Genomic DNA, 24,023 nt, shown 5'->3' on the forward strand with positions numbered 1-24,023 from the left:
TCATTCACATGAAAAAGAAGAGACACCGCACCTGGTGGTACCCCGCATTTCAGAAGGAATTAGATAAGATTAGGATCTCTGGTAAAATTCAAAAAACGACTACGATCACCAACGATGGCGGTACTGCCACGATTAGCGCACCTGCGCTATATGATCGAAAAGATGAGGCATATGCCGTCGCAACTTCCAAGCGATTCGAGGCTATGCGAGACGTGGATGGCAAGGTCATCACAAACGATGAAGGGTATGCACGGCTTGAAGATCTAGGAAGAATTACATTAATCGGCATTCGAGGGAAGGCTATCAATTGGAAGACGGTAAGCGAGGTACCACCATTAGATGGTATGAAGGGTGAGAGGATTGTCGTAATGGATGAACTTAGTACACATTCAACCAATATTGACAAGGTTTTCGAAGAGACCGACGAGATGTACGCTCGGTATGCAAACTCTCCAATCGCACGAGCCGGCGGTATTGCGCCAGTGGAGGTGAAAGAACTTGGAACTTCTGCAGACGAAACAGTACCTACTGAGGCTGAACAGGGAGCAAGCGCATAATACACTTGCGAACTGGAACGAATGTGAAACTAGTGTCGATGAGGCGTCGCTTCCTCTTTATCGTAGTCTTCACAAGGATGTTATCGATCAATTAGCTCAACAGGGATTAACTGTGAAGTTTGACTCACCTGTTGATGTAGATATCGAAGCAAAAGCAAGGGCTGCAGAATTACTGAGTCAGTTAGAAATGACGACCCAGAACCCCGCAGTGCCCTGCGATGTAATGATCTCAACACTCAAGATCATAGAAGAGCTGAGGGGCATGCTCTAAATGTTAGGTTGCTTTATTATCCCATTTCATGTTTATAATAAAGTTACCTTAACTGGGTGTTTTCTTTTCTATTGACCAGCTGACGACAAATGCCACCGTCGTCCGGTGTTGCGGGAATCACGCTCGAACCCTCCTGAGTGCCCGCGCTTAACACTGTTGCTGGTCCTTTTTTTATTCAAGGAGGTTGTCAATTCTGATACAATGGGGGTATCAATGAATAAGAGGGTGATGTTGTGGCTGCACAAGTTGAATTCCTGACCAAGAAAGAGCGTGACGCTAACGCTACTGCTATCCTGGATGCACTTAGCCCAGATCGTTTCACATTTAGTACGATGCTATTCGGATTCGCAGATATCATCCAATCACAGATGTTTAATAACGTCCGTGCTCAATGTAAAACCGAAGCCGAATATAACGAAATGATAGCCCGTATGACAAAAGGAATGTATGAAACCTCCAAGGCGCTCGACAGCGTATCTCAGAATGACGCAGAGGATTTGATTATTCTTTCATCTATTATGATCGATACAATCAATCGAGCCCTAATCCGTGAAGAATCACGAGGTGTGGCGGTATCTAAGTCATTTAAAACAATGTCTGATAAGACAGAGAGCTGATAACCTCAAATATCAATATTGGAGGAGACGATTAAATTGAGGATCCCGGAATACGCAACTCACGAACAGATCGATGCAAACTTAGCACATCAAACAGTACACCGACGTATCGATCTCGAATGTAGAAATGGAAGTAGCGACAAGGTTTATATCATCCTTATTACAGAGAATAATAACCTTATCGACTGTGTTGGTTACTATGGACGGCGTGGGGCTACGCTCCAATCCAATTCATACGGACCGTTTTCAACGTTACAGGGAGCTCATCGTATGGCGGACCAAGTAAAGCATGAGAAAATGAATGGACGAAGTAACTATACGCAATGCCTAGATGAGACGTTTGTGCCACGCCCACCAATGAAATCACAACAACCTAGTTTCCCCGGAGCATCGCCGAACCAAGGTACTGTAAATGATATCGTGCTTGGAAGTATGCTGTTCCCAGATTATGATATCGTGACATTTACGGAGTTCGAAAAATGTCTAGATAACGATGACTACGCATTGGAGCAGGTTCCATCAGCACAATCAACATTTTCTATGTTACTCCTTGTAGATGAGGGATACTTTAATGCATTCCGACGAGACGGTACTATGGGTAGATTCATTGAAAAAGTATCTATAGAGATTCCAGAAGACTTCGCTAAGAATAATCATGGGATGATCCTAGAGGCTTTTAAAAATCCACAAACCGGTACTTGGTCCGTTAACGATATCATTAAATATGACGATATTGAAAATGTAAGGAATAAACCTTGGAATAGTCGACGGGCGATTATGGCCAGTCTCTTTGAAGAGATGTTCCCAGGCGTCGATCATTACGATACGTCCGAAACGATCCACCTGAATGATTATCATTATGGTGATACGGAAGATGCTTACCAGCAAATGAAAGGTTTAATTGTTGCGAGAAACATTCACAGCATGTTCGCTCAAAGCAGGATTGTAACTACTAAGTTGTAGTGTAACTGCCAAGGATTAAAATAAAGGCGCTGACGCGCCTTTTGTTGTTCTTTTGAGGGGAGGTGAGAAATGTGGGTTTGTTTTCAAGGATATCAAACTTATTCAAAGCATCGACGCATGGCGTTATTGATCGTATGGAGGATCCGGAGGCGATGTTGAATCAGTATCTTCGTAATATGGAATCCCAGATGAGAAAAGCAGAGGCTTCCGTTGTACGTATTATGGGTACTGCTAAACAATTGTCAGCGCAAATTAACGAAGAGCAGGAATTGCTTGAAAAGTATGCGAATCATGCGGTTGCTGCAGCGCAAATTGGCAACGAAGAGCTAGCGCGTCATGCGATAGTTAAGAAGCAACAGCATGCGGCCAAACTTGAAATACTTAATAATGAATTCGCAGCTACATCTAAAAGTGCCGATGAATTGCGCCAGGCTCTACAAAAGATGCATGAAGAGTATGTTGCGATGACACAGCGTAAGGACGCACTAATTGCGCGGGCTAGTAGCCACAAAGCACAAAAGAAAGTAATGAAAGCATTGAGAGACATGTCTTCCAGTGATGGAGTAGCAGCAGGCTTTAATCGCGTCGAGCAGCGCATAAATAATATGGGTTACGAAGCGATGGCTTATAATGAGCTCCAGCAAAGAAATTGGGACGACGAATTACAGAGGATTAGCGATAATAAAGCTATCGATGACGAGCTCCAAGCTCTGAAAATCAAATTTGTATCGAATGCGGGTTGATGAATGATGCCAGGGATATTTGTGGATCGTCGAGATGACGATTTAATTGAAGTGAAAACACCATACCATGAACCCTATATCAAACGTCTCCGGAAAATCGATGGAGCCACATGGGGTGGAGATGAAGACCCTATGTGGCTATTGCCAATCGAATCGGCAGAAGATCTGGACGAGGAGTTTCGTGGCGAACTGATTTATGTTACGCCGCGTCACGAGCTTCTTGAGATCAAGCCGCCAAAGCCGCCAAAGATCCTAAAAGAGGTCCCAAGGGTAGACATACAGGGTATTAAGCTACCCCCAAGGGACTTTCAGGCTTTCGGTGCTAACTTCCTAGCGTATTGCCTTAAGGAAACCAAGATAGCGATTCTAGGCGATTTGATGGGGACAGGAAAGACGATGCAATGTATCATGACTGCAATGCAGCTTAAGCAAGAAAAGCGTGTTAGGAAGGCCCTTGTCGTCGTTCTAGCCCCACTACGAATTCAGTGGACTCAAGAGATCCGTAAGTTCACAGATGAGGATTCCATGCTCTTCGCTGACTTCAAGGCGAAGTATTCCAAAAAGGGTGGAAAGTCAAAAGTCGTAAAGACGATAGACGATCAGAAAAAAGAGTTCATTAATGAGTTTGTCAATTCTGACAAAATGTTCATGGTTATGAGCTATCAAGGTTTCCAACAGAACACCGCCATGTTGGAAAAAGCCGGTTTCGATATGATTATCTTCGATGAGGCCCATTATCTTGCAAATAAAGATGCGAAGACAAATAAGGCTGCGAAGAATTTCATCGCAAAACGTACAAAGAAACATCGGCGCGGTGCCTATCCAGGGATTAAGTATTCACTATACGCTTCTGGAACAATGATTACGTCTTATCCGGATCAGATCTTCGGACTTGTGCGGACAGGCAATGAGAAATTACTTGGTACGTATCGAGATTTTAAAAATAAGTTCTTGGAGTTCAATAACTACGACGACATCGTAGGCTACAAGAACTTAGATCGACTGCGTAAACTGATTCACAGCTTTACAATCCGGCGAACGGACAAGGAAATCCAGATGTCCTTACCAAAGATTGTTGAGGATGATATCTACATTGAACCTCATCCCAAACAGGTTAAGATCGATAAAGAACTCCGTGATTACCAGAAGGAGCTAATCGATCAGAAAAATAACCTACTCCGATCCGGTAGAAAAGATGAGGCGGAGGTCCTTGAGCAAAAGATGAAGGGGATATCCATGCAACGACGCATGGCTTCAAATCATCCTAATCTGTTTCAAATGTCTGCTAACGAGAAGACTCGGGAACGATACGAGAAGTTTCAGGTAAAGGAACTAGATTGTCCGAAGTTCGCTCGATGTATAGAGATGGTTCGTGAGATCGTGGAGAACGGGCACAAGGTTGTTATCTTCACCGAAAGTAGAAGAATGACAGCTATGCTACATAAACATATTAAAACGTTCACGAAAGCCGTCCGATACATAGGAGGATTATCTGATAAGGTCCGCGAGCGACGAAAACAAAAATTTAATAATAGTCCGGCGTGTAAAGTGATGATCGCCAACTCTGCTGGTAGCACAGGTCTTAACCTGCAGGCAGGCAGATATTTGATTAATTATGATTTACCCGATACTCCAGCCATGTGGGAGCAGCGTAAATATCGTATTCGCAGACTGGATTCTAAATTTGATAGGGTATTCATTTATAACTTAATCAATGAGGATCTCGTTGATCAGCAGACGTACGATAAGCTGAAAAACAAACAGGATTCGTTCAACGCTATCATCGAGAATGATGCCTCACAGACGGAGTTTCATAAAAAGATGGTCAAGAAGAAAGGGGCTCGTAAGCGTGCCAAATCAGTTTGAGAATCATGTGGCAAGCGGTGAGACTTTGCCATGTGTTACGTTCCCAGGAGCATACCCTATTATTTATATAACGCTTAATGGCGCTATACTTTGTGCCGACTGTGCTTCAAAGGAGCCTAAAGAAGTCGTCAAACATGATGCTTATTTCGAAGGCCCTACTATTGAGTGTGACGGTGGCTGCGGAAAAATGATCGAATCAGCATATGGAAATTTGGAGGAGGTTGTAAAAGATGAGGATTGATATTCCAGTAGAATTAACAGTGAGCGACCTGCGTGAGAGTAAGATTATAGATGACGTCAACGACCATGTCATCGCGCATGCTGATGGAGATTTCGATATAAGGATCCCCACCAATTTTGATGAGCTACCTATCAAAGTTCAAAAAAAGATTAATGAAAGATTTGGTAGGGGTCGTGTTCGAAATGCGCTTGATCCGGATAGTAATGTAATTCTCAATATAAACAAAAGTGCCTATATATCGATGAGCTCTCGCTCTATCGGCGGCTTCGCTTATGCCGTCCATTTTACAGACGATGTACGGGAGGATGAGTACTTCGACGATGTAGATAACAGGATTGGCAACTACTTTAAATCCAAGTTAAGAGGAGGATCTGCATGCTTCGATTTATAGGAACAGGAGAGGCTACAGATTTAGGCTTCAATTATGTAACACCTTATCAGCCAGTTTGATTTTTATAAAAAAGGGGTTGTCACCCCTTGTCTTGTTATATATGATAAGAAGGTATTTTCAGACAAGGTCATTTCTGACAATATTATATAGTAATGCTGAAAACAATCTTCTTTTTCATGTATAATATCAATTATTGATAGTCTCGGAGGAGGAATAACGTTGAGTCAACAAGTTGATGTATTGAAGAAGAGCTTGGAGATGGTCGACGCGTTTATAGAACAGCGTGAGCAAGAATTAAAAACGTTCTCGAACTTTGGTATTGATACAGAGCCACTGGTTATATTGTATAAGCATTTCCGTGAGCTATTGCAGGAGATGTTGGCCGCCCCAAGCCCACGTGAGTTTCATGACCAAATGATGGCCCTTTCGCAATCCATTGCTGGTATACTGATTATCGTTAAGCCAGCTAGTGCGAATGATATTATCAACGATATGCAGGCGGCAAATCCCACGATGGATGCAGATGCTTTCGCGGATCTGATTAAAGATATTAACAAGAACATTGCGCCGCAATTTCGAGCTAGTGAACAACTAGCTGATGATGACATTTTCGTAGATCCGGAAAATGATGCAAATGAACTCATTGATATGATGGAGCTCGGAGATCAGGTCAAGAAATCATCCGGTAAAAAGACAAAGAAGAAATCGGATGACAAAGCAAAAAGTTCAACAAAATCTAAGGGATCTGCTGATGAAGGTTCGAAGAAGAGCAAAGAGCCGAAGAAGGATCCATTCAGCGATATCTACGATAAATATAAATAATGAGTTAAATTATTAAGGAGGGTATTATTGTGGCCGTAAAAGAATTGAAAAAGACAAAGGCACCTAAATCAAGATCCGGAGCTGAGAAGCCCGACGAAATGAACTGGGACGATGCAGAGAGTAAGCCGAAGTTGTCCGTAAAAAAGAAAAAGAAAGTAAAGACTGTATCTACACTTGCAGCACCAGTGGATGATGTGGTTAAGAAGATCAAAAAGATTAAGAAAGAAATGTCAGATCGATTATTCGAGCGTACTGATGTCGTTGATGACGTTATGAGAGCTCTAGCTTCTGGAGACAATCTACTTCTGTTAGGCCCTCCAGGAACGGGTAAAACCATGCTGGCCGAGATGCTGTATCGTCATATCGCGGACGCAAGTATCTTTAAATACATGCTCAACCGTACATCAGACCCTTCTGCAATCTTTGGTCCATATTCCGTAAAGGAGATGGAGAACGACCGTTTCGTGAGAAGCACAACCGGTATGCTTCCAGAAGCTGAGATCGCGTTTATCGATGAGATCTTCAAAGGTAATGAGCCGGTACTAAACTCCATGCTTACAATGCTTAATGAAGGTATCTACCATAACGGAGGCAAAGCTGAAAAAGTAAACCTTCGTATTATGATCGCGGCAAGTAATGAGTTCCCAGAAACGGATGATCTAAACGCGTTTTATGACCGGTTTTTGTATCGTCACTGGGTTGATTATGTACAAGATCCAAACAACCGCATTCAAATGGGACGAGCTTACCGTGAAATGCTCGATCCGAATTTCCAAAGCAAAATTACGACAATCACATTGGATGAGATTGATATCCTTCAAGACGCTGTAAAGAGTGTCGAGTTTCCAGATCAGCTCGAAGCTATCTACGACAAGATGATTCGCGCACTTCAAGCGGAAGATATTAAGATCTCCGACCGTCGTTACAACAAAGGACAGATGGTTATGATGGCGAACGCTGTGTTAAACGGTCGTGATCGTGTAACTACAGACGACTTCAAATGTCTTCGTAACGTTCTTTGGAACAAAGACGTTAAAGAGATCGCGATAATCGAATCTGAATTGGGGAAATTCGTTAATCCATATGAGTCGAGGATTAAAGAATTTGTTAAGAAAGCCGACGAAGTCATGAAGAAGACCATGGCTGTAACAAATCGTTCTGAGCGCGCAGGTGAAGCTGTATCCGCAAACGCTGTGTTGCAAGAAGTCATCGCTAAAATGACCGATGAATTGAATGACGCTAGAGCAAATGGTGTAGATGTGAAGCCTCTAGAGAAAATGGTAAGTGATGTAGAGGGCATGATGGTAGAAATCGCAGAGAAATGCCTACGACAAACAATACAAACCTCTAAGAAATTCGGTTAAAGATATACGCCCTGCGAGATAGTATATATCTCGCAGGGTCGTTTTCTACTAACACATTGACGTGAAAGGAGTTGCAGTATGAGTAATTCAAAGGATCGCGCTATCGCAAGCGATGATACCAAACAAGACGTACTAGGTTTAGGTGTAAATACGGATGGCGACGAATTTCATGCAGTTGTAGAAAAAGATCCTAACTACCCTGGAATTGCAACAATGATCAATAGATCTTTGGGGACCCTCGTTGAAGCTTGTGATTATAAGGCTATGATACGGGTTTACTCGAAAGATAATGAGTCTCCAATATCAGTAAATTGGCTGACTGGCGAGATCAATATCCCGGAAGACTGGCAAATATCTACGATTAAGTAATGTTCAGAAGGGAGGTATCTTAGTGAAAAACAAGAAAATCAACAAGGTAGCAAAAACGCTTGGGCTCAGAGATAACGTAGATGTCCCATTATCACCTAACGCACTAGACCTTACAGAGATCGATCGAGATGTCTACCACGATTGTGTAGAGAGATATCCAGCGATGAAAGATAATCTGGAAATGGGTTTAAACGAATATGCTCCGTTTGATCATCTGTCAGAGGACATATTCAACTCTTTGTTCAAGTATAACGCGAAGCTTCGAGATGAAGACGAGGTTAAGTCTTATTCGCAATTCAACTATCAGATCATGGAAGAGATGCTCGAATCTGACGAATACGAGAAACTACGTAAAAATACCCGATTTGATCTAATGAGTTCAGCGATAGGTACGGAGGTACTTCAACAAAAATCATTAGATAAGATTACGCATTTTAAAGAGCAGCTGGCAAAACAGCGCAAAACTGGTCAACCGCAGGATGGTGCTGATGCTGGAGAGCTCATTGAGCAAATGAATCGAGCAAAGCAAATGTCGGGTAGTATCGATGATTTTGTCGGTGGTATTCCAGGCGGGGTAGATGGCATGACTCCGGATCAAGCCAAGGAGTTAGCGAACATGCAGCGTCAGCTTCGAGATATGGAATCTGATATCGATAAGAACCTTCTTGGCCAAAAGCAATTCGTAGGTGAGATGACGGATGCCATTGATGACGCGGCAAGCGAGACAGCTACCATCGTAGGTGACGTGAGAAACGTCGTTATGCAGTGGGGTCTAGAATCTGGACAATCTGGACGACGAATATCGCTTGAGAAGCGAAGAAAAGCGATCGAGCGTGTCCGCAGATCGTCAAGGCTTAAAAACCTTACGGATTTGATCGGGCGATTCAAGAAACTTGCTATGTCCAAAAAGAAACAGAAGGTAAAGGACGGTTACTCCGTACACGATGTCACTACAGGCGATCGTCTCGAAGACATTATACCGAGTGAGTGGGCGAAGCTTTCCCATCCCGTAATGCGAAAGGATTTTTATAAACGCTTTACGGAAAAACAACTCCTGCAGTATAAAAAACAGGATGTGAAATCAAGAGGACGTGGACCCGTTGTTGTCTGTCATGACAAATCGTACTCTATGTCCGATCATGGAAAAGATGATTGGGCGACAGCATTAACATTGGCAACGCTGGAAGTAGCCCAAAAGGATGGTCGAAATTTTGCGTATATTCCCTACAATAGTGACGTTATGCTGGAGACCGTTAAGGATATCCCTGCAGGAGAACTGGATCCGGACGATATTCTAGATATCGCTGAGCTTGCCGTTCATGGAGGTACTTCGTTCGAAGAGCCACTGGAGAAGGCTGTAGAGTTCATATCCAGCAATCAATACAGCAAAGGCGATATACTATTTATTACAGATGGGGACGCGGGCGTATCAGATAAGTTCCTTCAAGAATTTGCGAAGATCAAAGAAGATAAAAAATTCTTCGTCCACACCGTTCTGATTAATATCGGGGCATCAGGAGCATCGGATGGTACTGTAAAAAGGTTCTCCGATCACATCACAACCATATCTAGCGTCGCTGATTTGGATGATGCAAACGCTAATAATATATTCAGAATGATTGAAGATAGTGCTGATATACAAGACGCAGCTGCCGCTGCTGCCGAGCTGAATGACGACAGCGACGCTGGAGATATGGTATAATCTTGAAGCCGGTGAATAGATTGCTCCCGATTGCCGAATGCGGGAGCAGCTACTATCCTAAAGGAAAAGAGTGATTGAATGACCAGAACGTATAAGGCCAGCATTCCTTTTCTTCTCCTGGCTGTCGCCTTTATTCTTTGCATCATGGTTTATGATGTCAATTATGACAAAGTCAAAGCAGAAGATGCGCTGATGACAATTACACAGCAGCATAAGGATCTGGAGGATAAGGTTCAGGACTTAACGCAATCCAACTCACAATTACTGAAAAAGGTAGACGAGTTAAAGTCCAAAGAAACCGCAAATAAGCAAGAAATTGAGAAATGGAAGAAAGAAGTCGAAGCCAAGAAAAAAGAAGTGAAGACCCTAAAGCAACAAAAGGTTGTCAATTCTGACAATGACGGACCATCAATTAAGTTGGCATCCTCATCTTCTTCTAAGACATATAAGATGGAGGCTACTGCTTATACCGCCAGATGCGCTGGCTGCTCCGGCATTACGAAGCTAGGTATCGATATTCGTAACTCCACTCCCAAACTTATTGCCGTGGACCCAAACCTGATCAAGCTAGGCTCAAAAGTCGAGTTGATCGTCGGAGGACGCAGCTGGGGAACTTACTTAGCTGGAGATATAGGCGGAGATATTAAGGGACATCGTATTGACGTTCTTATGAGTACCAAAAAGAAAGCTAAGCAATTCGGCAGAAGATTCGATGTTTATGTTCGAGTAATCGAGGTACCTAAAAACCGGCTCAATTAACGCGCGACGGGTGAAAGCCCCGTCCTTTATTATGCAAAAAATCGGAGGATTACAGATGGCAGCACCAGTTATCATCACGCGCCGAGACTCTGCCCTAAAAGGGTTTGTAGTGAGTATGCTTGATTTATCTACCGCACACTTAACTCCGGAGACAATAAGAAGACTTAATCTTCGAGACGAGGAGTTAGATTCATGCATCACGATCTATGAAAAAGGCGAGTTCGGATGGTATATAGCCGTTCCAGAAAGACAGTACTTCTTACCCGAAGAAGTAGAGGGCATTCCTGATGAATTGTTGGAAATACTCAAGCTTGCAGTAAAGAACGACATCGATTGGATTATGTTCGATTGCGATGCTAATAGGCTTCCAGTGCTGCCCACGTTTGAATAAACCCGATTGGCCTGGGTTGTAGGCCGAATAAAAACAAACATTCAAGGATGTGTCTATATGTTAGCCCTTAAGGAACTAGATTCAACGTTAGATAAAGCAACGATACGACTGTCTTGTGTCGGCAATGACCCGGCGATTGAAGTATTACATTACCCCGAAGAAGGCGGCGTGCGAATAATCCGTGGCAAAATGGATAAAAATCTAGAGCTTAAGACGGTCTCTACCTCATATATGGGTGATGCACCTAAATGGGGGATATCTAAGGCCGAAGCCGCCTATGTATTGCAGAGAGCACGAGACAAGTGGTCTGTATTTGGAGACGATTATCAGGACGCACACTCAACCACGCTGCCTGCAGTAGGGGCTTATTTCAGTATCGAGGGTCATAAGAATTTCCTCAAAAAATATTCCCGAGATGATGCCTTAACACTAAGGATCGCTTGCGGTACAGAAAATAACACTTATTACAGAACCTATACGGGGAAATTCTACGAGCTTGAAAACTCTCGAGGCAGTATTACGGTATTCCTTGATGGAGCCCGATACTCCATGAATGAGATGGACGGTAGAAAGGTCTTAATAGATAGCGGACTGTTTCAAATTTTCAGCATTCCAACATATGCTCGTTTTTATCACACTTATAGATAGGGGATAAGGCCAATAATGAAGGCACCAACAATAGAAAGCAAGGTATTAGTCGCGTACAGCAGACGTAGACACGAGGTATACGTCATGAATTCCGATGGAGATATGCTCTTTTCAATTCAGGGGAGAGACCTGCGTAGGGTTACAAAAACAACATTACATGACGATGATAAATTAAAGACGTGGGTTTTAGATAACTACCTTTTAGAGCTGCAAGATCTCCTAGAAGCGAGTTAGACGAGAGGTAGTTATCTATGGAACTATTTACATTCTATCAACCCACATATCATTTGTGTAAGAGATACCGAGAGCGGATGGTTGACTCTGTCACAAATCAATTAGCGAGGAAGAAGATCCAGGCTGCTGATGATGATGAATTTGCGTGCCGTGTTAACTATATGCTGCTATTTTCTATTTATGGCCGCCCCGGATCAACTTGGAATACCGAGGTTCGGTACTATTTCAATTGGGACATTGTCATAGATATTCAGAGTAAAACTGTTGTGACGATGTATTTAAACGACAATCGAAAGGTACCTTCTGCAAAGAAATTCGGAGACAAGAAGATGAAGAAGACGTTGTTTAAATTTATGTTTCGGCAAAACACAGCGGCGTAACCCCGGTGTCCCGGGGTTTATCGTTTAATAATTTCTGCAGGGGGACAGATATGCCTAAACCACTAACAGACGCACTATTGTACTTGATCACAATCGAGGCCAGCACAGATGAATGTAGGGTCGTTGTTCAAGAAAAAGAAGCAAAATATTCAGGCTTGAACTATTTCTGCGAGAGAAAGAAAATCGCTGGAAAAGAAATAGGGGCAATTACTCCTGTCGCTAGTAGTACAGAGAGTATAAATATATATGCATGGGCCGACAATCCTGACGCCATTGACGACACCGTGTGTGAACTTCGTAATTTCGCTACAAGTTATTTTCAGCAAATTTATGATCAAACCAGGCTGGCCTTACAGCATATTTCGATTAGGGAGGACTATGAGTATGAACCTATCCGCAAAGTCTCTGGTAGAGCTGTCTGAGATCGTATTAGATATCACTCCGCTGGAGACGAAGATGACGATTAGTAGGGTTAACGCCCACGAAAGACCGAAGACATATGTGAGCGATACGCCCACAATGCTTGGACTCACCAGGTTCCTTAAAGCCAAGATTGGCGAGATTGGTTTCGATACCCTGTATCAGCATCAAAATGACACGATATATCATGTCCGTCGTAAACTCGTTTGCTTTACGAAGGATGAAGATGTCATGCAGAGAAAGCTAATCGAAGAAGGCTCGCGTATTGTTGAACATATCCTGCAACAAGTTCGCATGTTGAATGATAGCTTCACGAAATTCGAGGCTGACAAACGATGACAAAGCAGTGGGTCGAACTAGCGCAGCCATTTAACTATTTTGGCGATCATGTAATGCCTGCAGGATCGGTTGGATATATACGTGAAGTGAATAGCGGTATCGAAGTGGCATTCCCACAGAGTCATACATCCGTTCCTATAAGCATTTTAAAGCCAGCAAAGCTTCTCACGGTGGAAGAAGCGATTAAGATAATTCAGGCCCATATGGGGCACCACTGTCGTAACGGGAGAGATCTCCAATTTAATATACGCTTTAATCATTTTGACGCACCAGAAATTATCGAAAAACACTGGCTACGTTCAGGCTACGAATGGGATCAAAAATATTGGGATGCGTATGATGAGATTATCGAGAATGAACTAAAGGGTTACATCGGGGAGGACTACGAAGGTGGTCTTAGTAAGCTCGTCCCATGGTTTGAGGATTGGCGTCAGGCTGGAAGATCCGGGGGGTGGCTGATTATCAAGTGTGACTACAACTTCGTTGAAATTATCGATGAAGACATTCCGACTTATAGAGACGAGGGGCACTTAAAGGATCTCGAATATGCCGAGGATAAGATAATCGACCTAGCCATGTGGATTCAGTATATCGAGGCGGATATTAAGGTAGCTCAAGCAGGTTTGCAAAACTGGATAAAGCAAGAAGAGTGTTGGGAGACTCAGATCGAAGAGATTAATGCTAGATTAATTGAAGATGAGGGTGACGAAGATGAAGAAGCAGCATAACCCATTTACTCAAAAAATTGAGACTATCGCAATCTCAGAAGACCAAGCTAAGAAGCTTGTGATGGTCTCAATACTCGATGCGGACGACGACGCAGTTGAAGAACTTGGCCGAACTTTAACAGAAGGTGGGTTCACTGAGAATTATCAATTCCTGATATCCGGTAGTCCGATTCAAACGATAGACCCCATCTCTCTCATCGAACAATTCTCTCATATTTACAACGTTCAACAGGACGGCGACCCCAACAATACGGGTTTGACTAGAACGGAACTGTTTCGCATGTTGTTTCATCACGTGACGCAGATAACAAACTCCATGATTCATTACATGAAAACAAATGAGGATAATGTAAGGTTGCTCGCCACGATGATCAGTAGCTTAAGCGTTGAAAGAGGCAGTTCGCCAATCTTACTCGCGGATCAAGAAACAAACATTGAAAAAATAAAGCATCATCATAATTCTCTTAAGGCCGAAGGGCCCAAAGAAGGAGTGAAATTTTAATGCCATTTACATGGTTGGATCCAGAAATTCTATTAACATATCGTGGTATAAATGTTTACCACACTTATAAAAACGACAATATAAACGATCGTAGTTACCTCTGGTATTCATTGAACGACGATGGGTCGGAAGCATTTGACGTGCGAGACTTAACAACTCCTTCAAATATCGCAACTGAGCGACACGATTTTATCATCATGCGAGCTATTGACGAGGGGGAGCTTAATCAATTTATAGCTGACTCCGAGCAAGCCGGTGATCTTCGACCGTTCGATTGGCCTGAGAACTGGGACAATCTAAGTCATCACATACTTGTTGAGTTTATTACTCAGTATCACAAATACGTGGACGAAGAAAGTAAGGAAGGCCGACGTAGCTCGAAGTGGAAGCCAATATCCTTGTACGACTTCTTTGACGGCCCGTTCCGAATGTATGCATATGAAAGAGAGTGGCTTGAGTCCGAAATAGATGAAGAGGTGAATGATTAAGCATGAGAATTATAGCTGATAACAAAGAAGAATATAAACTGATGGCGAAACTGCAGAAGATGATTAACGGCATGTATCAGCAGGAGGAAAATCACGCGATCAAGAACGTATATAACGTTATTCGTAAAGCCAATATTGAAAAGTCTTATGTTCAGCCTGGTAAGTCCGTGGAAGAAGCTGAATCGGATATCGAAATGTATACCGAGGATAAAGAACTGATCATGGCTTATATCGTAACGGCAGCTGTCAATCGTAAGAAGCTCATAATTGACTACGTTGGCAAAGACGGTAAACAGTCTCAGCGTACGATAGAGCCATTTTCGATCAAAAACGGGATGATTGTGAGCTGGTGTCATGAAGCAGGCAGCTGGCGTCATTTTAAGCCGGCTAACATCCAGCGGATTGCGACAACAACTCAAGATTTCGAACGTGATGAAATTGTAGAGATCGTGCCAACTGACGCGAAGAAATATGCGTTCCTGGCATCAGTGTCCTGATGTGATGAGAACATATAAAGTCGTAAGATCCGGATTGGGCGGGATGTTAAATCCACCAGGACATGCAGAGCATAATTTTAGTGTGAGCGACGGATATGGAAGTCGTATGGCATTAACTTCCGCATTAAATGATGATCGGATTCCGGATGAGTTCAAGGATCAGGTCAGATTACTCTTATTGATGCATGAAGGTACGTTCACCGAGGAATGGGAGCATACTTGCTATAACTATTTCCGGAATTGTTATAGCCCAGACGGCGTCAATCGGGATGTATCATGTTGTTTGATTGATCGATCTAATAAAGCGCCTGCAGACCATCACTTGGCAGTAATGCACATTAGATTGTTCTTTCCTACCTATATACCAAACTATAACTTGATTAAAAATAATGGCGATAAAGGAAGCTGGAGCAGCACTGCCGCGGAGGTGTAGAATTGGCCACAAAACTTGTAAAACAAATTGATGAAGACGTTAAGCTTTACATGGATAATAAAACGGGTATTGCTTGGATAGCGGGCCATAAAACAAGTGAAATATACGCTCCGCACCCTTGTATCTTAAGCCGGACCGACTTGTATAACAGTTGGGACGGCTGCGGGACAGAGCGTATAAAAATAGGCATAAATGACTTAACGTATGACGTAGCGGTAACCTTTAAATCAAACCACCCATATGATCAAATTGCTAAAGAACACTGTTTATGTATCGGCTGCCGTAAGCAAGACTCAATAATGAAACTCTTAAAAATCAATGAACTGCAGCCAGGTAAGATGTACGATATGATTAACAATCCAATGGCTAACTACCTACTGTACTTTGTCGATGACCAGGGAAATTTGTGGCGAAGAGATACGGTCGTCAAGGTAGAAGGGATGGAAAGATTAGAGTACAACGAAGCAATAAAAGCTGATTTTTACGAAGTTTAAGTACTGAGGAAAAAGAGATAAATGGTTGGTGGAGTATTGCAGATTAAAAACAGGAGGCCCATATGGCTAGAGACTATAAATTCGAATTTCGTCTTGATAATGGCCAGGATGGGCTTCTGCTTTCAAGCTATTTGCAGAAGTTCATACGGACTGGGGACCACGACCGCGCATATCGAGTAGCGCAAATGTTCTGGCCACGTTATAGAACCTATATAGCGAAACGATTAAGACAGTGTCTCCCGGAAGAAATAGGGCTCGCTAATCTACCAATCTACAGACCAGTAATGTTTCACTGTAAGCGGATTGGCGATCCTTCGACCGGTGGGACCTTGGACGATGTAAAGAAGGCTATTTGGTTGCTGTCTACTTCTGAGAAGAATAAATGGACGGATCTAGCGTGGATTTGGCACAAGTTCAACCCCATGACGAAAGATTATCCAGTAAAACCTCTGGCACAGCTCGAGGATCTCCAAGACTGGCTGGCTTATTTCCTTTCCGAATTCGGTAATGTCAGACAATGTGCTGAGGTTATAGAGTCCTTTGCAGAACCTGCAGCTTACGATATCCTGAAAATTGCAGCGGAAGCTTTAAGGTTGAATTCAAATTCAAAACAATGCAGGGGGCTTGGGACTTGGATATTCTTAGCTGCTCAGATATGTCATAAGCAGATTAGTCATGTTCACCATGCTCCGTCACCGCATACTACAGATGTTCTGATTAATGAGGATGTTAGAGTACAAGGCGTACCTAGCTACTTCAATGATATGCATACTTCTATTGGTAAAAAGAAGGGGCGCGACCAGATTCATTGGTTTAAGAATTGTATGAAGGTGAACAAGTATAAACCGTTAGCCGGAGACTTTCATTACGATCCATTGAAGACGGGCTTTAATCAATTAGGTCTTATTGATCCGGACGGCATTAAGCTAGAATATCTTCAAATGAGTCTCGACGATCTAAGTCCGATATATAAGACGTGCATTCCGGATACGCATATTAAAAGGATTTAAGACATTCCGGAACGAAAATATAGGATAGCATAGGAGGGATGGGAGAAAGATGGACAAGATAAAAAAGGTAAAAAAGAAACCGAGTTATGAAAGACTGTCTGGTGAGGAGTTGGAAAAAAGATTTAACCTCAAGACACTCACCTGGTACGTTGTTGAAGTCTCTTTCTTTCCAGGGAATAGCGTGCATCGTGTTGTGTGTAAGTATAAACATTCCGGTAGCGTAGAGCTTTTTGGAAGTTACGAAAATATAGAATACAAGCATATTAGCGACCTACATTATTTTAAAGTTATAAAACCATTAGATTTGATGAACGAGAGAAGCGATTATTATCTCGTGGACGAATCAAATACAAAATAAAAGGTGGTTCAGATATGCGCGCTTTATCTGCAGACGAGATCTCCGGGATCGAAGATGAACTTGCGATCGCCGATTTCATTATTAGGAGGATCGGGAGAAATAAGTTTGAAATCGGCAACCACGGGTCTATCGTGGTTACAGGCACGGCCATACAGTGTCACAAGTTTTTTACTGAAATCTACGGCCTTTGATTGGAGGAGATAGTGTAATGAAAAAAGAGAAGTATATTATTACGGATCGCGTTTGCGTAGAGTGTGGAGGACTGAGTCTGCAGGCGGATACAAGAAATCCTGGCGTGCTGATATGCCTTACCTGTACAGCCTCTTATTCGGATAGTTACGCTGTACCTGAATGGTTCTTCCACAATGTGATCTGCGATGAAGACTGGGACGAGGTTAGACTCATCGTTATTAGTGATGCAGATAACGATGCGGTCGCCAGCCTTATGTCAACAGATATTCCATCGCCTAAGTACGATATTGATGGCACACCATATTCCTTCATCGAGAAATTCGAAGGTGGCGCATATTGTATTACTGTGAAGGTTATAAACGGAACTCCTCCGAGGGTCCTAGCCGAACTGCATGATAGTGTTGCTTCTAATAATCCTCGCCTAATTCTCGAAGATGATGAGGGTATACTCAACGGTAATTATGATTTTATATTCCTAGAGGATACGGAGATCGGCAAGGCCGAGAAAAAACTGAGATTGTTGATCATGAGTCACAGTGAAGTGCGTAATCTTCCAAACCGAGTACCTCAAGCCGACGAGGAATTGGCGCACTAAGAACAAGGAGGACTTTCATGCCTAAAGAACAATCGCGGGCTAAGGGAGAGTACGGTCTATCCGGCTTTCTCGCCCCGGATGGGGTGTTCTATCCGTGCAGTTACCTAGAGCATTCAGCTTTAGCCAAGAAACTAATCAAAGAATATGATGTTAATTTATACGACGGTGATTATAATAAATTATTTATCAAATTCGGATGCGATCCGTGGACCGGACCAATGGGTACTGGAATGTGCCATGTGTTTATGTTTGAAGAGCCTACACCAGACCAATTGGAGTGGTTGAATAATAGTATAGACCGAGCTACGGATAAACAGAGGAGGATTATCGAAGAACATCTTGATTCTTATGAATTATTACCGTAAATTAGAAAGGGTTGTGTCAAATGTGTCAATCTCACCATTGTTCGGAAGTTAAAGACTGTTGTGAGGGTGGGGAATGTCGATGTCTAGACTGCGGTTGCCCGAATAGTCTTACTTGGGTCTGCAACAAGTGTCAAAAGAAAAGAGATGGTCAGTCGGTTACGACCAAGAGCGAACGAGGTGCAAATAGCATGAAGAAGCAAGGCAATTGTTTTCGACAAAATGTTGATCAGCATGATCTTGTTGTAGCGGAAACTAGTGAATTCGATTTAACAGAGGACCGAGTTTATTTAGTACTCTACGTCAATTGGTCTTTCTTAACGATTCTTAACGATTTAGGAAAAGAAGAGCAGTATGCAGATGAGCATTTCCGTTTTTATAACGGTGAGAGAGTTGAGCGATAAAATATGAGGGACTGACGTCCCCTGCGCTGAAATTTTAAGGAGGTTATTTAAGATGACAAGCACGGTGGCAGTGGCGAGAAGTCTTGCGGATGTTAAGTCCGAGGAGCTATTGGGATTCTTGGAATTCCATACAGTGTCAGAATTGAGAATACACAAGGATGAGCTGGAAACTTTATTCGTTAATAACAATATGAATACGAAGAAGTTTCTGCCGGGTAAAATCAAGCCGCACGACGCTTATCGTAGGGCGACAAAGAAAGCAGAGTCTACGATCGATATCGACTATTTAGGCGAGAAAAAGAAAGCCAGGTTGTTGGTTCGAGAGGTCAGATCCGATCAGAACATTGTTATCCGTCATTTGGTGCGTGAAATCGTCGACAGTAAAAATGAACAATTAGCGTACAACCCTGTCGGGAAATTTATTTTGAACCGAAAATCGGATACAATGGATATTAGTTGGGATGCATCGTACCTCGACGAGTATCCATACGATCAGCACGTCAAGCAGATCAAGACGCTATTTATTGAGTGGACGGAGTATCATACTCGTGATACGATCAATAATATCGTACGACGCATCATCAGCGCGATGAACCATGTAGCTATCATGCCTAATGGTAAAGCTACGTTCATTCCAAAGACACAGCGTTTTGCGCTCGACTCATTAATCGGACTGTTTGAAGACCTTAAGAGTTTTCATTTAAACAATGGGGAGTCGGTCATCGAGATCATTCCCATCATTGACACGGTTGAACAGCGTGAGATGGTCCAAAAACGTATTGAGGCTGAAATTTCTAATGACGCGAATGAGCTCCTTGCAGATTTCTCAGATCTTCTTGGTGAGGCCTCGTTGACACCGCGTCTGGTGAAGTCGTATGCGACGAAGGTAACGGACCTGCAGATCAAACTTGAAGAGTACGAAGATCTTATCCATAGAAAAATGGGTACTATTCAGAACCAGCTGTCGGATGCGCTCAGCAAGATCAAAACGACAAGAGTTTAATTGGTTCTTAGATGAGGGAGGTGACAGTCTTGAGGATATTCCGATGGCTGTCCCGTTTCTTTGTTCGCAATTCTCGCGGCGAAGAAGGAAGCGTCGAGTATATGGATGCTTATGCAAAAGGTTTTAATATTAAAAAATAGATAACTTACCCCAGGGAGGAAAAATTATTATGTTATTGAAATCAAAATCCGGTGTAACCACTTTTTCTGCTGATGTTGTAACCTCATATTCCGATGTAGAGATTCACTCGATCGAGGGAAAGATCTATGCTGTTAAAAAAGGAAAGACGATTGGTCCAGTTTTCGGCAACTTTGTATCTGATGAATCTGGCGAGATTAAAGTTAGCGATCTTGTTCCTTCTGTAGATTACGCAGCACTTCTTGCAAAGAATCCTGCAGAGATGGATAAAGAAGAGCTTATCCTGTTGGCGGAGCACTTGAAGAACCTTGCTGCAGGTAAACTTGGAACAGACGCTCCGGCTGTAAAAGAAGAAACTAAATCCACGAAAGCTGATAAAGTAGCACAAGCTCCAGTTAGTGCAGCTAAAGCTGAATATACGATTGAACAACTTGAAGCCATGGGCGCAAAAGATCTTTGGAAGAACGTAATCCAGGCTATTGTGGACGAGCTTCCAGGCATTACAAGCCGCTCTAAGAAGCATGAAATGATTGAAGCTTACGCATTGTATGCAGGTCTTGGTGCGGAATCCGAAGAGGAAGATGAAGAGGACGACATCGTCGATAACGATTCATCCCAAACCCCTGATCCTGAAACGGATGAGGAAGAGGACGATGAGGAAGAAGATGACGAGGACGAGGACGAGGACGAAGATGAGGACTCGGAGGAAGATGAAGACGAGGATTCAGAAGAGGACGAAGATGAGGACGATTCCGATGAGGAAGACGAGGATGAAGACGACTCTGATGAGGACGAGGATTCAGAAGAAGACGAAGAGGAAGACGATGATTCCGAAGAAGATGAGGAAGAGGAAGATGACTCCGAAGATGATGAGGACGAAGACTCCGACGAGGACGAAGAAGAAGACGATGAGGACGAGGATTCAGAAGATGAAGATGATGAGGAAGAAGACGATGAGCTGACTCCTGAGTATCTCGATAATCTTAATGATAAAAATGAGCTTCAAGCTATCATCAAGCAATATGGCGTAAAGATTCCTAAAGGTCAGAAGTTGAATGTCCAGACCGTCAAAAAGATAATCAAGAAGCACATCTTTGGTGAAGACAAGTAGTGATGTATAATATGGAAGGTCGAGATCATCTCGACCTTCCATTATTCGTAGAAAAATAGAAACAATTACGCCGATTAACCGGCTTTATATATATGGTTAGCCCCGAGGTTCTCGGGGCGACCAAATAATTATTCTGGAGGACTTCTTATGTTGTTTCGAGATCAGATCGAGGCTGTCATTAATGACAATGCCGGAGAAAGACTACAGTTTGTAGCAGCCACGTATATGCCAATCAATGATCAGCACGACATTATGCACTTCTATGGCATTAAGAAGGAAAATGGAAATATCTCGGCTAGAGTAGAATACCTAGGTATGAGCGTTGACCGACTAGGCATAGAAAACGATAAAGTTGCCTTCGAAAAAGAACTCAGTCCGGGAGACTTTGAACGCCTCATCAATGATATGGCGATGAAAGTAGCCATGGAGCGCAAAGGCAACCGCTTAATTGAGTTAACCTACAAAGCAAAAGGGATCACACACCCAGATGCTGACCGACTGACGCCAGAGAGTAAGCACAAGATGTTTAAGTTATTCCTGATCATTGCTACAGGTAATAAGTCATCGGAGGCAGGATATGACGCCATCTACGACACCCTGAATCACGTCAATAACGGGAATGCAGATAGCGTCTATGAAGATATGCTGAATCGCTACTTAAAACAAATAAACTAATCTTGGAGGGTCATTAGATGGCAGAACGTACTTTTCTAGAAGGTTTTGAAGGCTTGCAGCCAATGGGCGCACGTCTTGGGATTCGACCAGATGCTACAGAAGAATCCACTAATTCCGGCATCATCCTTACCGGATCTCAGGAGCCAAAATTTGAGGGGACTGTGGTCGTAACGGGCCCAGGAGCTAGACTCGAGAACGGGTCACAAATGCCAATGGATACAAAGGCCGGTGATCGCGTTGTATATTCCCGTTTAGCTGGTGTACCAGTCGAATACAACGGTGAACAGATCCTCATCATTAACGAGCGCGATATCATCGCGGTGGTGGGTAGTGTTGAATAAAAGAAGAATTCTCGATCTAGCTATTAATGCTGATGGCCGAATCATTACAACGGCAGAGGATATCGCTCGTTACGGCGAGAAACCTAACATCGTCAATATCGATTGGCGAATAGGGATCGAGTATCATTGGCCAGCTCTTGGCTTAAAGATTACAGCTACTCCAATCCATAAGGATGAAAACTATGGAGCACTTGTCTGGCGTCAAGGCGGATTTTGGAGTACTGATGGAAATCCAGATGCAAACGATCAAATTGACGGTATGACTTATCTGACTACGAATCATAGTGAGGAAGAGCTGTTATTTATTTTTGGCCACGCACGCTTAGATCCGCCTGAGTCTTACGATGAGTTTGTTAACAGGGTACATCAGATGGCCAATTCTATATCTCTTGATGCGGCTGTCGCCGAAGATGAAGAGGATGATGCGATTGAATTACAGCGCATCCACGAAAGCTCCGTATTAAGTGATGATAGTAAAAAAGCGAAGTCTATCGCCATTGCTAAACAAACGACATCCCCAGAAATCTTGGATCTCGTCATTGCTTACTATGGACCCCTACCGAGGGAGAATTGATTATAAAACCATTTTTAGTCAAACCCGTGAAAATTCACGGGTTTTTACTTTATTTACTGGCGCTAATACGGGGTTGATGGTAAACTAAAAGACGTTCATCGTCAGGGTGTGTCTTTTGTGACAATGTATAAACTGAGGATGATGCAAATGTGGCAAAAAGTTCTAATGCAGTTGTTGGAAATCGTCCTGCTTGAAATATCGCAGAAGGATATTCGCAGTGCATTAAGACAGAGGAGGTTCGAATATGAGCAAGAAGGAAAAGAAAACATCCAGTCCTATCGAGAACGTAGAGAAAAAACCATCCGGCGATTCAAAGGTGAAAAAGAAAAAGAAGGCGAAGAAGCCAGAAGCCGCGAAGAAGTTACCAGGGATGGCGGAATTACCTAAAGTAAGTGATAAGCTTCCCGACGAGATTGCCAGCCGAAAGATCATGGCGACATCATCGTTAACCGAAAAATCGTGGCGCATTAGTGCCCGTGATATCGACGGTACAAGCATTTGTCACTACGTTAATGATATTCATGACCAGAATCCAATCATTATGACCTCCATCTACTGGCTGCGGTTGAAAAACAATCCTTACGTGATTGTCCGAGTAACCGAGGAAGATTATAATTGGGTATTAGATACGATGAAGATCCCTGCAGCGAATCATTTGGCAAACATCGTTGACTGCTCAATTAATCCGACTTTGTCCTACGGATTCCGTCTCCACGAATTGAACGGTCATCGTCTGCCGACGCTGGATCTCATTAAGCGATATGAAGACGAAATTCTTAAGGGAAATCCAACTATGTTGCATAACTCAAAGATGGTCATCAAAATCGCCGAAAAAGAAAACCCAACAAAGACGGAGGATTTGGCAGATGACACAAACGAAGAGGTATTCTTCTTCGACGACAACGAAGAAGTCGAACTCGATGAAGGAGAAGAGTGGGTCTCGTAATATCCGAGTATTAAATAAGAATGGAAGCTTTGTGGCGTATATAGAGAAAGATAAAGCTGATTTTTCTGTTAGAAGAAAGAAAAGCCGGTGGGTAA

Annotated in this window: 36 protein-coding genes; all 36 read left to right on the forward strand. The window is 43.0% G+C overall.

What is annotated here, in order from left to right; genetic code table 11:
- Positions 1 to 8: 8 nt before the first annotated feature.
- Positions 9 to 557: a hypothetical protein gene (locus tag ACK8P5_RS26045; protein WP_422661820.1), complete on the forward strand. Its 549-nt coding sequence runs from the start codon at positions 9 to 11 to the stop codon at positions 555 to 557.
- Positions 499 to 828, forward strand: a complete 330-nt coding sequence (locus ACK8P5_RS26050) for a hypothetical protein (RefSeq protein WP_422661587.1) — start codon at positions 499 to 501, stop codon at positions 826 to 828. The genes ACK8P5_RS26045 and ACK8P5_RS26050 overlap by 59 nt, the downstream gene beginning before the upstream one ends.
- Positions 829 to 1,061: 233 nt before the next feature.
- Positions 1,062 to 1,445: a hypothetical protein gene (locus ACK8P5_RS26055; RefSeq protein WP_422661588.1), complete on the forward strand. Its 384-nt coding sequence runs from the start codon at positions 1,062 to 1,064 to the stop codon at positions 1,443 to 1,445.
- Between the two features lie 36 nt (positions 1,446 to 1,481).
- The gene (locus ACK8P5_RS26060; RefSeq protein WP_422661589.1) at positions 1,482 to 2,408 is read left to right on the forward strand and encodes a hypothetical protein; all 927 of its coding nucleotides are present in this window, start codon (positions 1,482 to 1,484) and stop codon (positions 2,406 to 2,408) included.
- Positions 2,409 to 2,479: 71 nt separating this feature from the next.
- A complete protein-coding gene (locus ACK8P5_RS26065; protein WP_422661590.1) occupies positions 2,480 to 3,151 on the forward strand; it encodes a PspA/IM30 family protein in 672 nt (223 codons plus the stop codon).
- A 21-nt stretch (positions 3,152 to 3,172) separates the two neighbouring features.
- On the forward strand, positions 3,173 to 5,017 hold the full coding sequence (locus ACK8P5_RS26070; protein WP_422661591.1) for a DEAD/DEAH box helicase: 1,845 nt from the start codon (positions 3,173 to 3,175) through the stop codon (positions 5,015 to 5,017).
- Positions 5,001 to 5,258, forward strand: a complete 258-nt coding sequence (locus tag ACK8P5_RS26075; RefSeq protein WP_422661592.1) for a hypothetical protein — start codon at positions 5,001 to 5,003, stop codon at positions 5,256 to 5,258. The genes ACK8P5_RS26070 and ACK8P5_RS26075 overlap by 17 nt, the downstream gene beginning before the upstream one ends.
- Positions 5,248 to 5,649 (forward strand): hypothetical protein, encoded by a 402-nt coding sequence (locus tag ACK8P5_RS26080; protein ID WP_422661593.1) that lies wholly within the window; start codon positions 5,248 to 5,250, stop codon positions 5,647 to 5,649. The genes ACK8P5_RS26075 and ACK8P5_RS26080 overlap by 11 nt, the downstream gene beginning before the upstream one ends.
- A 219-nt stretch (positions 5,650 to 5,868) precedes the next feature.
- Entirely contained in the window at positions 5,869 to 6,471 is a 603-nt protein-coding gene (locus ACK8P5_RS26085) for a hypothetical protein (RefSeq protein ID WP_422661594.1), read from the forward strand.
- 29 nt (positions 6,472 to 6,500) lie between these two features.
- Complete coding sequence (locus tag ACK8P5_RS26090) at positions 6,501 to 7,835, forward strand: AAA family ATPase (protein WP_422661595.1); 1,335 nt, start codon at positions 6,501 to 6,503, stop codon at positions 7,833 to 7,835.
- Positions 7,836 to 7,913: 78 nt separating this feature from the next.
- Positions 7,914 to 8,204, forward strand: a complete 291-nt coding sequence (locus ACK8P5_RS26095) for a hypothetical protein (protein ID WP_422661596.1) — start codon at positions 7,914 to 7,916, stop codon at positions 8,202 to 8,204.
- 22 nt (positions 8,205 to 8,226) lie between these two features.
- A complete protein-coding gene (locus tag ACK8P5_RS26100; RefSeq protein ID WP_422661597.1) occupies positions 8,227 to 9,906 on the forward strand; it encodes a hypothetical protein in 1,680 nt (559 codons plus the stop codon).
- Between the two features lie 78 nt (positions 9,907 to 9,984).
- Complete coding sequence (locus ACK8P5_RS26105; RefSeq protein WP_422661598.1) at positions 9,985 to 10,665, forward strand: 3D domain-containing protein; 681 nt, start codon at positions 9,985 to 9,987, stop codon at positions 10,663 to 10,665.
- 55 nt (positions 10,666 to 10,720) lie between these two features.
- The gene (locus ACK8P5_RS26110) at positions 10,721 to 11,056 is read left to right on the forward strand and encodes a hypothetical protein (protein ID WP_422661599.1); all 336 of its coding nucleotides are present in this window, start codon (positions 10,721 to 10,723) and stop codon (positions 11,054 to 11,056) included.
- A gap of 57 nt (positions 11,057 to 11,113) precedes the next feature.
- Positions 11,114 to 11,704: a hypothetical protein gene (locus ACK8P5_RS26115; RefSeq protein WP_422661600.1), complete on the forward strand. Its 591-nt coding sequence runs from the start codon at positions 11,114 to 11,116 to the stop codon at positions 11,702 to 11,704.
- A 251-nt stretch (positions 11,705 to 11,955) separates the two neighbouring features.
- Positions 11,956 to 12,318 (forward strand): hypothetical protein, encoded by a 363-nt coding sequence (locus ACK8P5_RS26120; RefSeq protein WP_422661601.1) that lies wholly within the window; start codon positions 11,956 to 11,958, stop codon positions 12,316 to 12,318.
- 50 nt (positions 12,319 to 12,368) lie between these two features.
- Positions 12,369 to 12,740, forward strand: a complete 372-nt coding sequence (locus ACK8P5_RS26125) for a hypothetical protein (protein ID WP_422661602.1) — start codon at positions 12,369 to 12,371, stop codon at positions 12,738 to 12,740.
- Positions 12,703 to 13,077, forward strand: a complete 375-nt coding sequence (locus tag ACK8P5_RS26130; protein WP_422661603.1) for a hypothetical protein — start codon at positions 12,703 to 12,705, stop codon at positions 13,075 to 13,077. The genes ACK8P5_RS26125 and ACK8P5_RS26130 overlap by 38 nt, the downstream gene beginning before the upstream one ends.
- The gene (locus ACK8P5_RS26135) at positions 13,074 to 13,805 is read left to right on the forward strand and encodes a hypothetical protein (protein ID WP_422661604.1); all 732 of its coding nucleotides are present in this window, start codon (positions 13,074 to 13,076) and stop codon (positions 13,803 to 13,805) included. The genes ACK8P5_RS26130 and ACK8P5_RS26135 overlap by 4 nt, the downstream gene beginning before the upstream one ends.
- Positions 13,789 to 14,307 (forward strand): hypothetical protein, encoded by a 519-nt coding sequence (locus ACK8P5_RS26140; RefSeq protein WP_422661605.1) that lies wholly within the window; start codon positions 13,789 to 13,791, stop codon positions 14,305 to 14,307. The genes ACK8P5_RS26135 and ACK8P5_RS26140 overlap by 17 nt, the downstream gene beginning before the upstream one ends.
- Positions 14,307 to 14,795, forward strand: a complete 489-nt coding sequence (locus ACK8P5_RS26145) for a hypothetical protein (RefSeq protein ID WP_422661606.1) — start codon at positions 14,307 to 14,309, stop codon at positions 14,793 to 14,795. The genes ACK8P5_RS26140 and ACK8P5_RS26145 overlap by 1 nt, the downstream gene beginning before the upstream one ends.
- 2 nt (positions 14,796 to 14,797) lie before the next feature.
- Positions 14,798 to 15,292 (forward strand): WYL domain-containing protein, encoded by a 495-nt coding sequence (locus tag ACK8P5_RS26150; protein ID WP_422661607.1) that lies wholly within the window; start codon positions 14,798 to 14,800, stop codon positions 15,290 to 15,292.
- Between the two features lies 1 nt (position 15,293).
- Positions 15,294 to 15,725 carry a hypothetical protein gene (locus ACK8P5_RS26155; RefSeq protein WP_422661608.1) on the forward strand — a complete coding sequence of 144 codons (432 nt, stop codon included), beginning with the start codon at positions 15,294 to 15,296 and terminating at the stop codon, positions 15,723 to 15,725.
- 2 nt (positions 15,726 to 15,727) lie between these two features.
- On the forward strand, positions 15,728 to 16,219 hold the full coding sequence (locus tag ACK8P5_RS26160) for a hypothetical protein (protein ID WP_422661609.1): 492 nt from the start codon (positions 15,728 to 15,730) through the stop codon (positions 16,217 to 16,219).
- A gap of 62 nt (positions 16,220 to 16,281) precedes the next feature.
- Positions 16,282 to 17,229 carry a hypothetical protein gene (locus tag ACK8P5_RS26165; RefSeq protein WP_422661610.1) on the forward strand — a complete coding sequence of 316 codons (948 nt, stop codon included), beginning with the start codon at positions 16,282 to 16,284 and terminating at the stop codon, positions 17,227 to 17,229.
- A 49-nt stretch (positions 17,230 to 17,278) separates the two neighbouring features.
- Positions 17,279 to 17,587, forward strand: a complete 309-nt coding sequence (locus ACK8P5_RS26170; RefSeq protein WP_422661611.1) for a hypothetical protein — start codon at positions 17,279 to 17,281, stop codon at positions 17,585 to 17,587.
- Between the two features lie 208 nt (positions 17,588 to 17,795).
- On the forward strand, positions 17,796 to 18,374 hold the full coding sequence (locus ACK8P5_RS26175) for a hypothetical protein (RefSeq protein WP_422661612.1): 579 nt from the start codon (positions 17,796 to 17,798) through the stop codon (positions 18,372 to 18,374).
- A 17-nt stretch (positions 18,375 to 18,391) separates the two neighbouring features.
- On the forward strand, positions 18,392 to 18,739 hold the full coding sequence (locus ACK8P5_RS26180; RefSeq protein ID WP_422661613.1) for a hypothetical protein: 348 nt from the start codon (positions 18,392 to 18,394) through the stop codon (positions 18,737 to 18,739).
- Positions 18,740 to 18,927: 188 nt separating this feature from the next.
- Positions 18,928 to 19,140 carry a hypothetical protein gene (locus ACK8P5_RS26185; RefSeq protein WP_422661614.1) on the forward strand — a complete coding sequence of 71 codons (213 nt, stop codon included), beginning with the start codon at positions 18,928 to 18,930 and terminating at the stop codon, positions 19,138 to 19,140.
- A 52-nt stretch (positions 19,141 to 19,192) separates the two neighbouring features.
- Entirely contained in the window at positions 19,193 to 20,143 is a 951-nt protein-coding gene (locus tag ACK8P5_RS26190) for a DUF6744 family protein (protein WP_422661615.1), read from the forward strand.
- Between the two features lie 169 nt (positions 20,144 to 20,312).
- Positions 20,313 to 21,392: a hypothetical protein gene (locus ACK8P5_RS26195; RefSeq protein ID WP_422661616.1), complete on the forward strand. Its 1,080-nt coding sequence runs from the start codon at positions 20,313 to 20,315 to the stop codon at positions 21,390 to 21,392.
- A gap of 147 nt (positions 21,393 to 21,539) precedes the next feature.
- Positions 21,540 to 22,067, forward strand: coding sequence for a hypothetical protein (locus ACK8P5_RS26200; RefSeq protein ID WP_422661617.1), 528 nt, complete (start codon positions 21,540 to 21,542; stop codon positions 22,065 to 22,067).
- A 17-nt stretch (positions 22,068 to 22,084) separates the two neighbouring features.
- Positions 22,085 to 22,408: a co-chaperone GroES gene (locus ACK8P5_RS26205; RefSeq protein ID WP_422661618.1), complete on the forward strand. Its 324-nt coding sequence runs from the start codon at positions 22,085 to 22,087 to the stop codon at positions 22,406 to 22,408.
- Positions 22,401 to 22,982 carry a hypothetical protein gene (locus ACK8P5_RS26210; RefSeq protein WP_422661619.1) on the forward strand — a complete coding sequence of 194 codons (582 nt, stop codon included), beginning with the start codon at positions 22,401 to 22,403 and terminating at the stop codon, positions 22,980 to 22,982. Before ACK8P5_RS26205 ends, ACK8P5_RS26210 begins: the two co-directional genes overlap by 8 nt.
- A 141-nt stretch (positions 22,983 to 23,123) precedes the next feature.
- Positions 23,124 to 23,369: a hypothetical protein gene (locus ACK8P5_RS26215; RefSeq protein WP_422661620.1), complete on the forward strand. Its 246-nt coding sequence runs from the start codon at positions 23,124 to 23,126 to the stop codon at positions 23,367 to 23,369.
- Positions 23,353 to 23,928, forward strand: a complete 576-nt coding sequence (locus ACK8P5_RS26220; protein ID WP_422661621.1) for a hypothetical protein — start codon at positions 23,353 to 23,355, stop codon at positions 23,926 to 23,928. Before ACK8P5_RS26215 ends, ACK8P5_RS26220 begins: the two co-directional genes overlap by 17 nt.
- Positions 23,929 to 24,023: the final 95 nt, after the last annotated feature.

The organism is Paenibacillus sp. EC2-1 (assembly GCF_049311625.1).
In the GTDB taxonomy this organism is placed as follows: Bacteria; Bacillota; Bacilli; order Paenibacillales; family Paenibacillaceae; genus Paenibacillus_AQ.

Excerpts from the sequence above, each read along its gene's own strand:
- ACK8P5_RS26220 (WP_422661621.1), top strand. The coding sequence starts at position 23,353 with ATGGCGGAATTACCTAAAGTAAGTGATAAGCTTCCCGACGAGATTGCC.
- ACK8P5_RS26195 (WP_422661616.1), top strand. The coding sequence starts at position 20,313 with ATGTTATTGAAATCAAAATCCGGTGTAACCACTTTTTCTGCTGATGTT.
- ACK8P5_RS26110 (WP_422661599.1), top strand. The coding sequence starts at position 10,721 with ATGGCAGCACCAGTTATCATCACGCGCCGAGACTCTGCCCTAAAAGGG.
- ACK8P5_RS26145 (WP_422661606.1), top strand. The coding sequence starts at position 14,307 with ATGCCATTTACATGGTTGGATCCAGAAATTCTATTAACATATCGTGGT.
- ACK8P5_RS26045 (WP_422661820.1), top strand. The coding sequence starts at position 9 with ATGAAAAAGAAGAGACACCGCACCTGGTGGTACCCCGCATTTCAGAAG.
- ACK8P5_RS26205 (WP_422661618.1), top strand. The coding sequence starts at position 22,085 with ATGGCAGAACGTACTTTTCTAGAAGGTTTTGAAGGCTTGCAGCCAATG.
- ACK8P5_RS26135 (WP_422661604.1), top strand. The coding sequence starts at position 13,074 with ATGACAAAGCAGTGGGTCGAACTAGCGCAGCCATTTAACTATTTTGGC.
- ACK8P5_RS26095 (WP_422661596.1), top strand. The coding sequence starts at position 7,914 with ATGAGTAATTCAAAGGATCGCGCTATCGCAAGCGATGATACCAAACAA.
- ACK8P5_RS26125 (WP_422661602.1), top strand. The coding sequence starts at position 12,369 with ATGCCTAAACCACTAACAGACGCACTATTGTACTTGATCACAATCGAG.
- ACK8P5_RS26105 (WP_422661598.1), top strand. The coding sequence starts at position 9,985 with ATGACCAGAACGTATAAGGCCAGCATTCCTTTTCTTCTCCTGGCTGTC.
- ACK8P5_RS26180 (WP_422661613.1), top strand. The coding sequence starts at position 18,392 with ATGCCTAAAGAACAATCGCGGGCTAAGGGAGAGTACGGTCTATCCGGC.
- ACK8P5_RS26170 (WP_422661611.1), top strand. The coding sequence starts at position 17,279 with ATGGACAAGATAAAAAAGGTAAAAAAGAAACCGAGTTATGAAAGACTG.
- ACK8P5_RS26130 (WP_422661603.1), top strand. The coding sequence starts at position 12,703 with ATGAACCTATCCGCAAAGTCTCTGGTAGAGCTGTCTGAGATCGTATTA.
- ACK8P5_RS26080 (WP_422661593.1), top strand. The coding sequence starts at position 5,248 with ATGAGGATTGATATTCCAGTAGAATTAACAGTGAGCGACCTGCGTGAG.
- ACK8P5_RS26165 (WP_422661610.1), top strand. The coding sequence starts at position 16,282 with ATGGCTAGAGACTATAAATTCGAATTTCGTCTTGATAATGGCCAGGAT.
- ACK8P5_RS26185 (WP_422661614.1), top strand. The coding sequence starts at position 18,928 with ATGAAGAAGCAAGGCAATTGTTTTCGACAAAATGTTGATCAGCATGAT.
- ACK8P5_RS26150 (WP_422661607.1), top strand. The coding sequence starts at position 14,798 with ATGAGAATTATAGCTGATAACAAAGAAGAATATAAACTGATGGCGAAA.
- ACK8P5_RS26115 (WP_422661600.1), top strand. The coding sequence starts at position 11,114 with ATGTTAGCCCTTAAGGAACTAGATTCAACGTTAGATAAAGCAACGATA.
- ACK8P5_RS26140 (WP_422661605.1), top strand. The coding sequence starts at position 13,789 with ATGAAGAAGCAGCATAACCCATTTACTCAAAAAATTGAGACTATCGCA.
- ACK8P5_RS26200 (WP_422661617.1), top strand. The coding sequence starts at position 21,540 with ATGTTGTTTCGAGATCAGATCGAGGCTGTCATTAATGACAATGCCGGA.
- ACK8P5_RS26190 (WP_422661615.1), top strand. The coding sequence starts at position 19,193 with ATGACAAGCACGGTGGCAGTGGCGAGAAGTCTTGCGGATGTTAAGTCC.
- ACK8P5_RS26175 (WP_422661612.1), top strand. The coding sequence starts at position 17,796 with ATGAAAAAAGAGAAGTATATTATTACGGATCGCGTTTGCGTAGAGTGT.
- ACK8P5_RS26120 (WP_422661601.1), top strand. The coding sequence starts at position 11,956 with ATGGAACTATTTACATTCTATCAACCCACATATCATTTGTGTAAGAGA.
- ACK8P5_RS26215 (WP_422661620.1), top strand. The coding sequence starts at position 23,124 with ATGCAAATGTGGCAAAAAGTTCTAATGCAGTTGTTGGAAATCGTCCTG.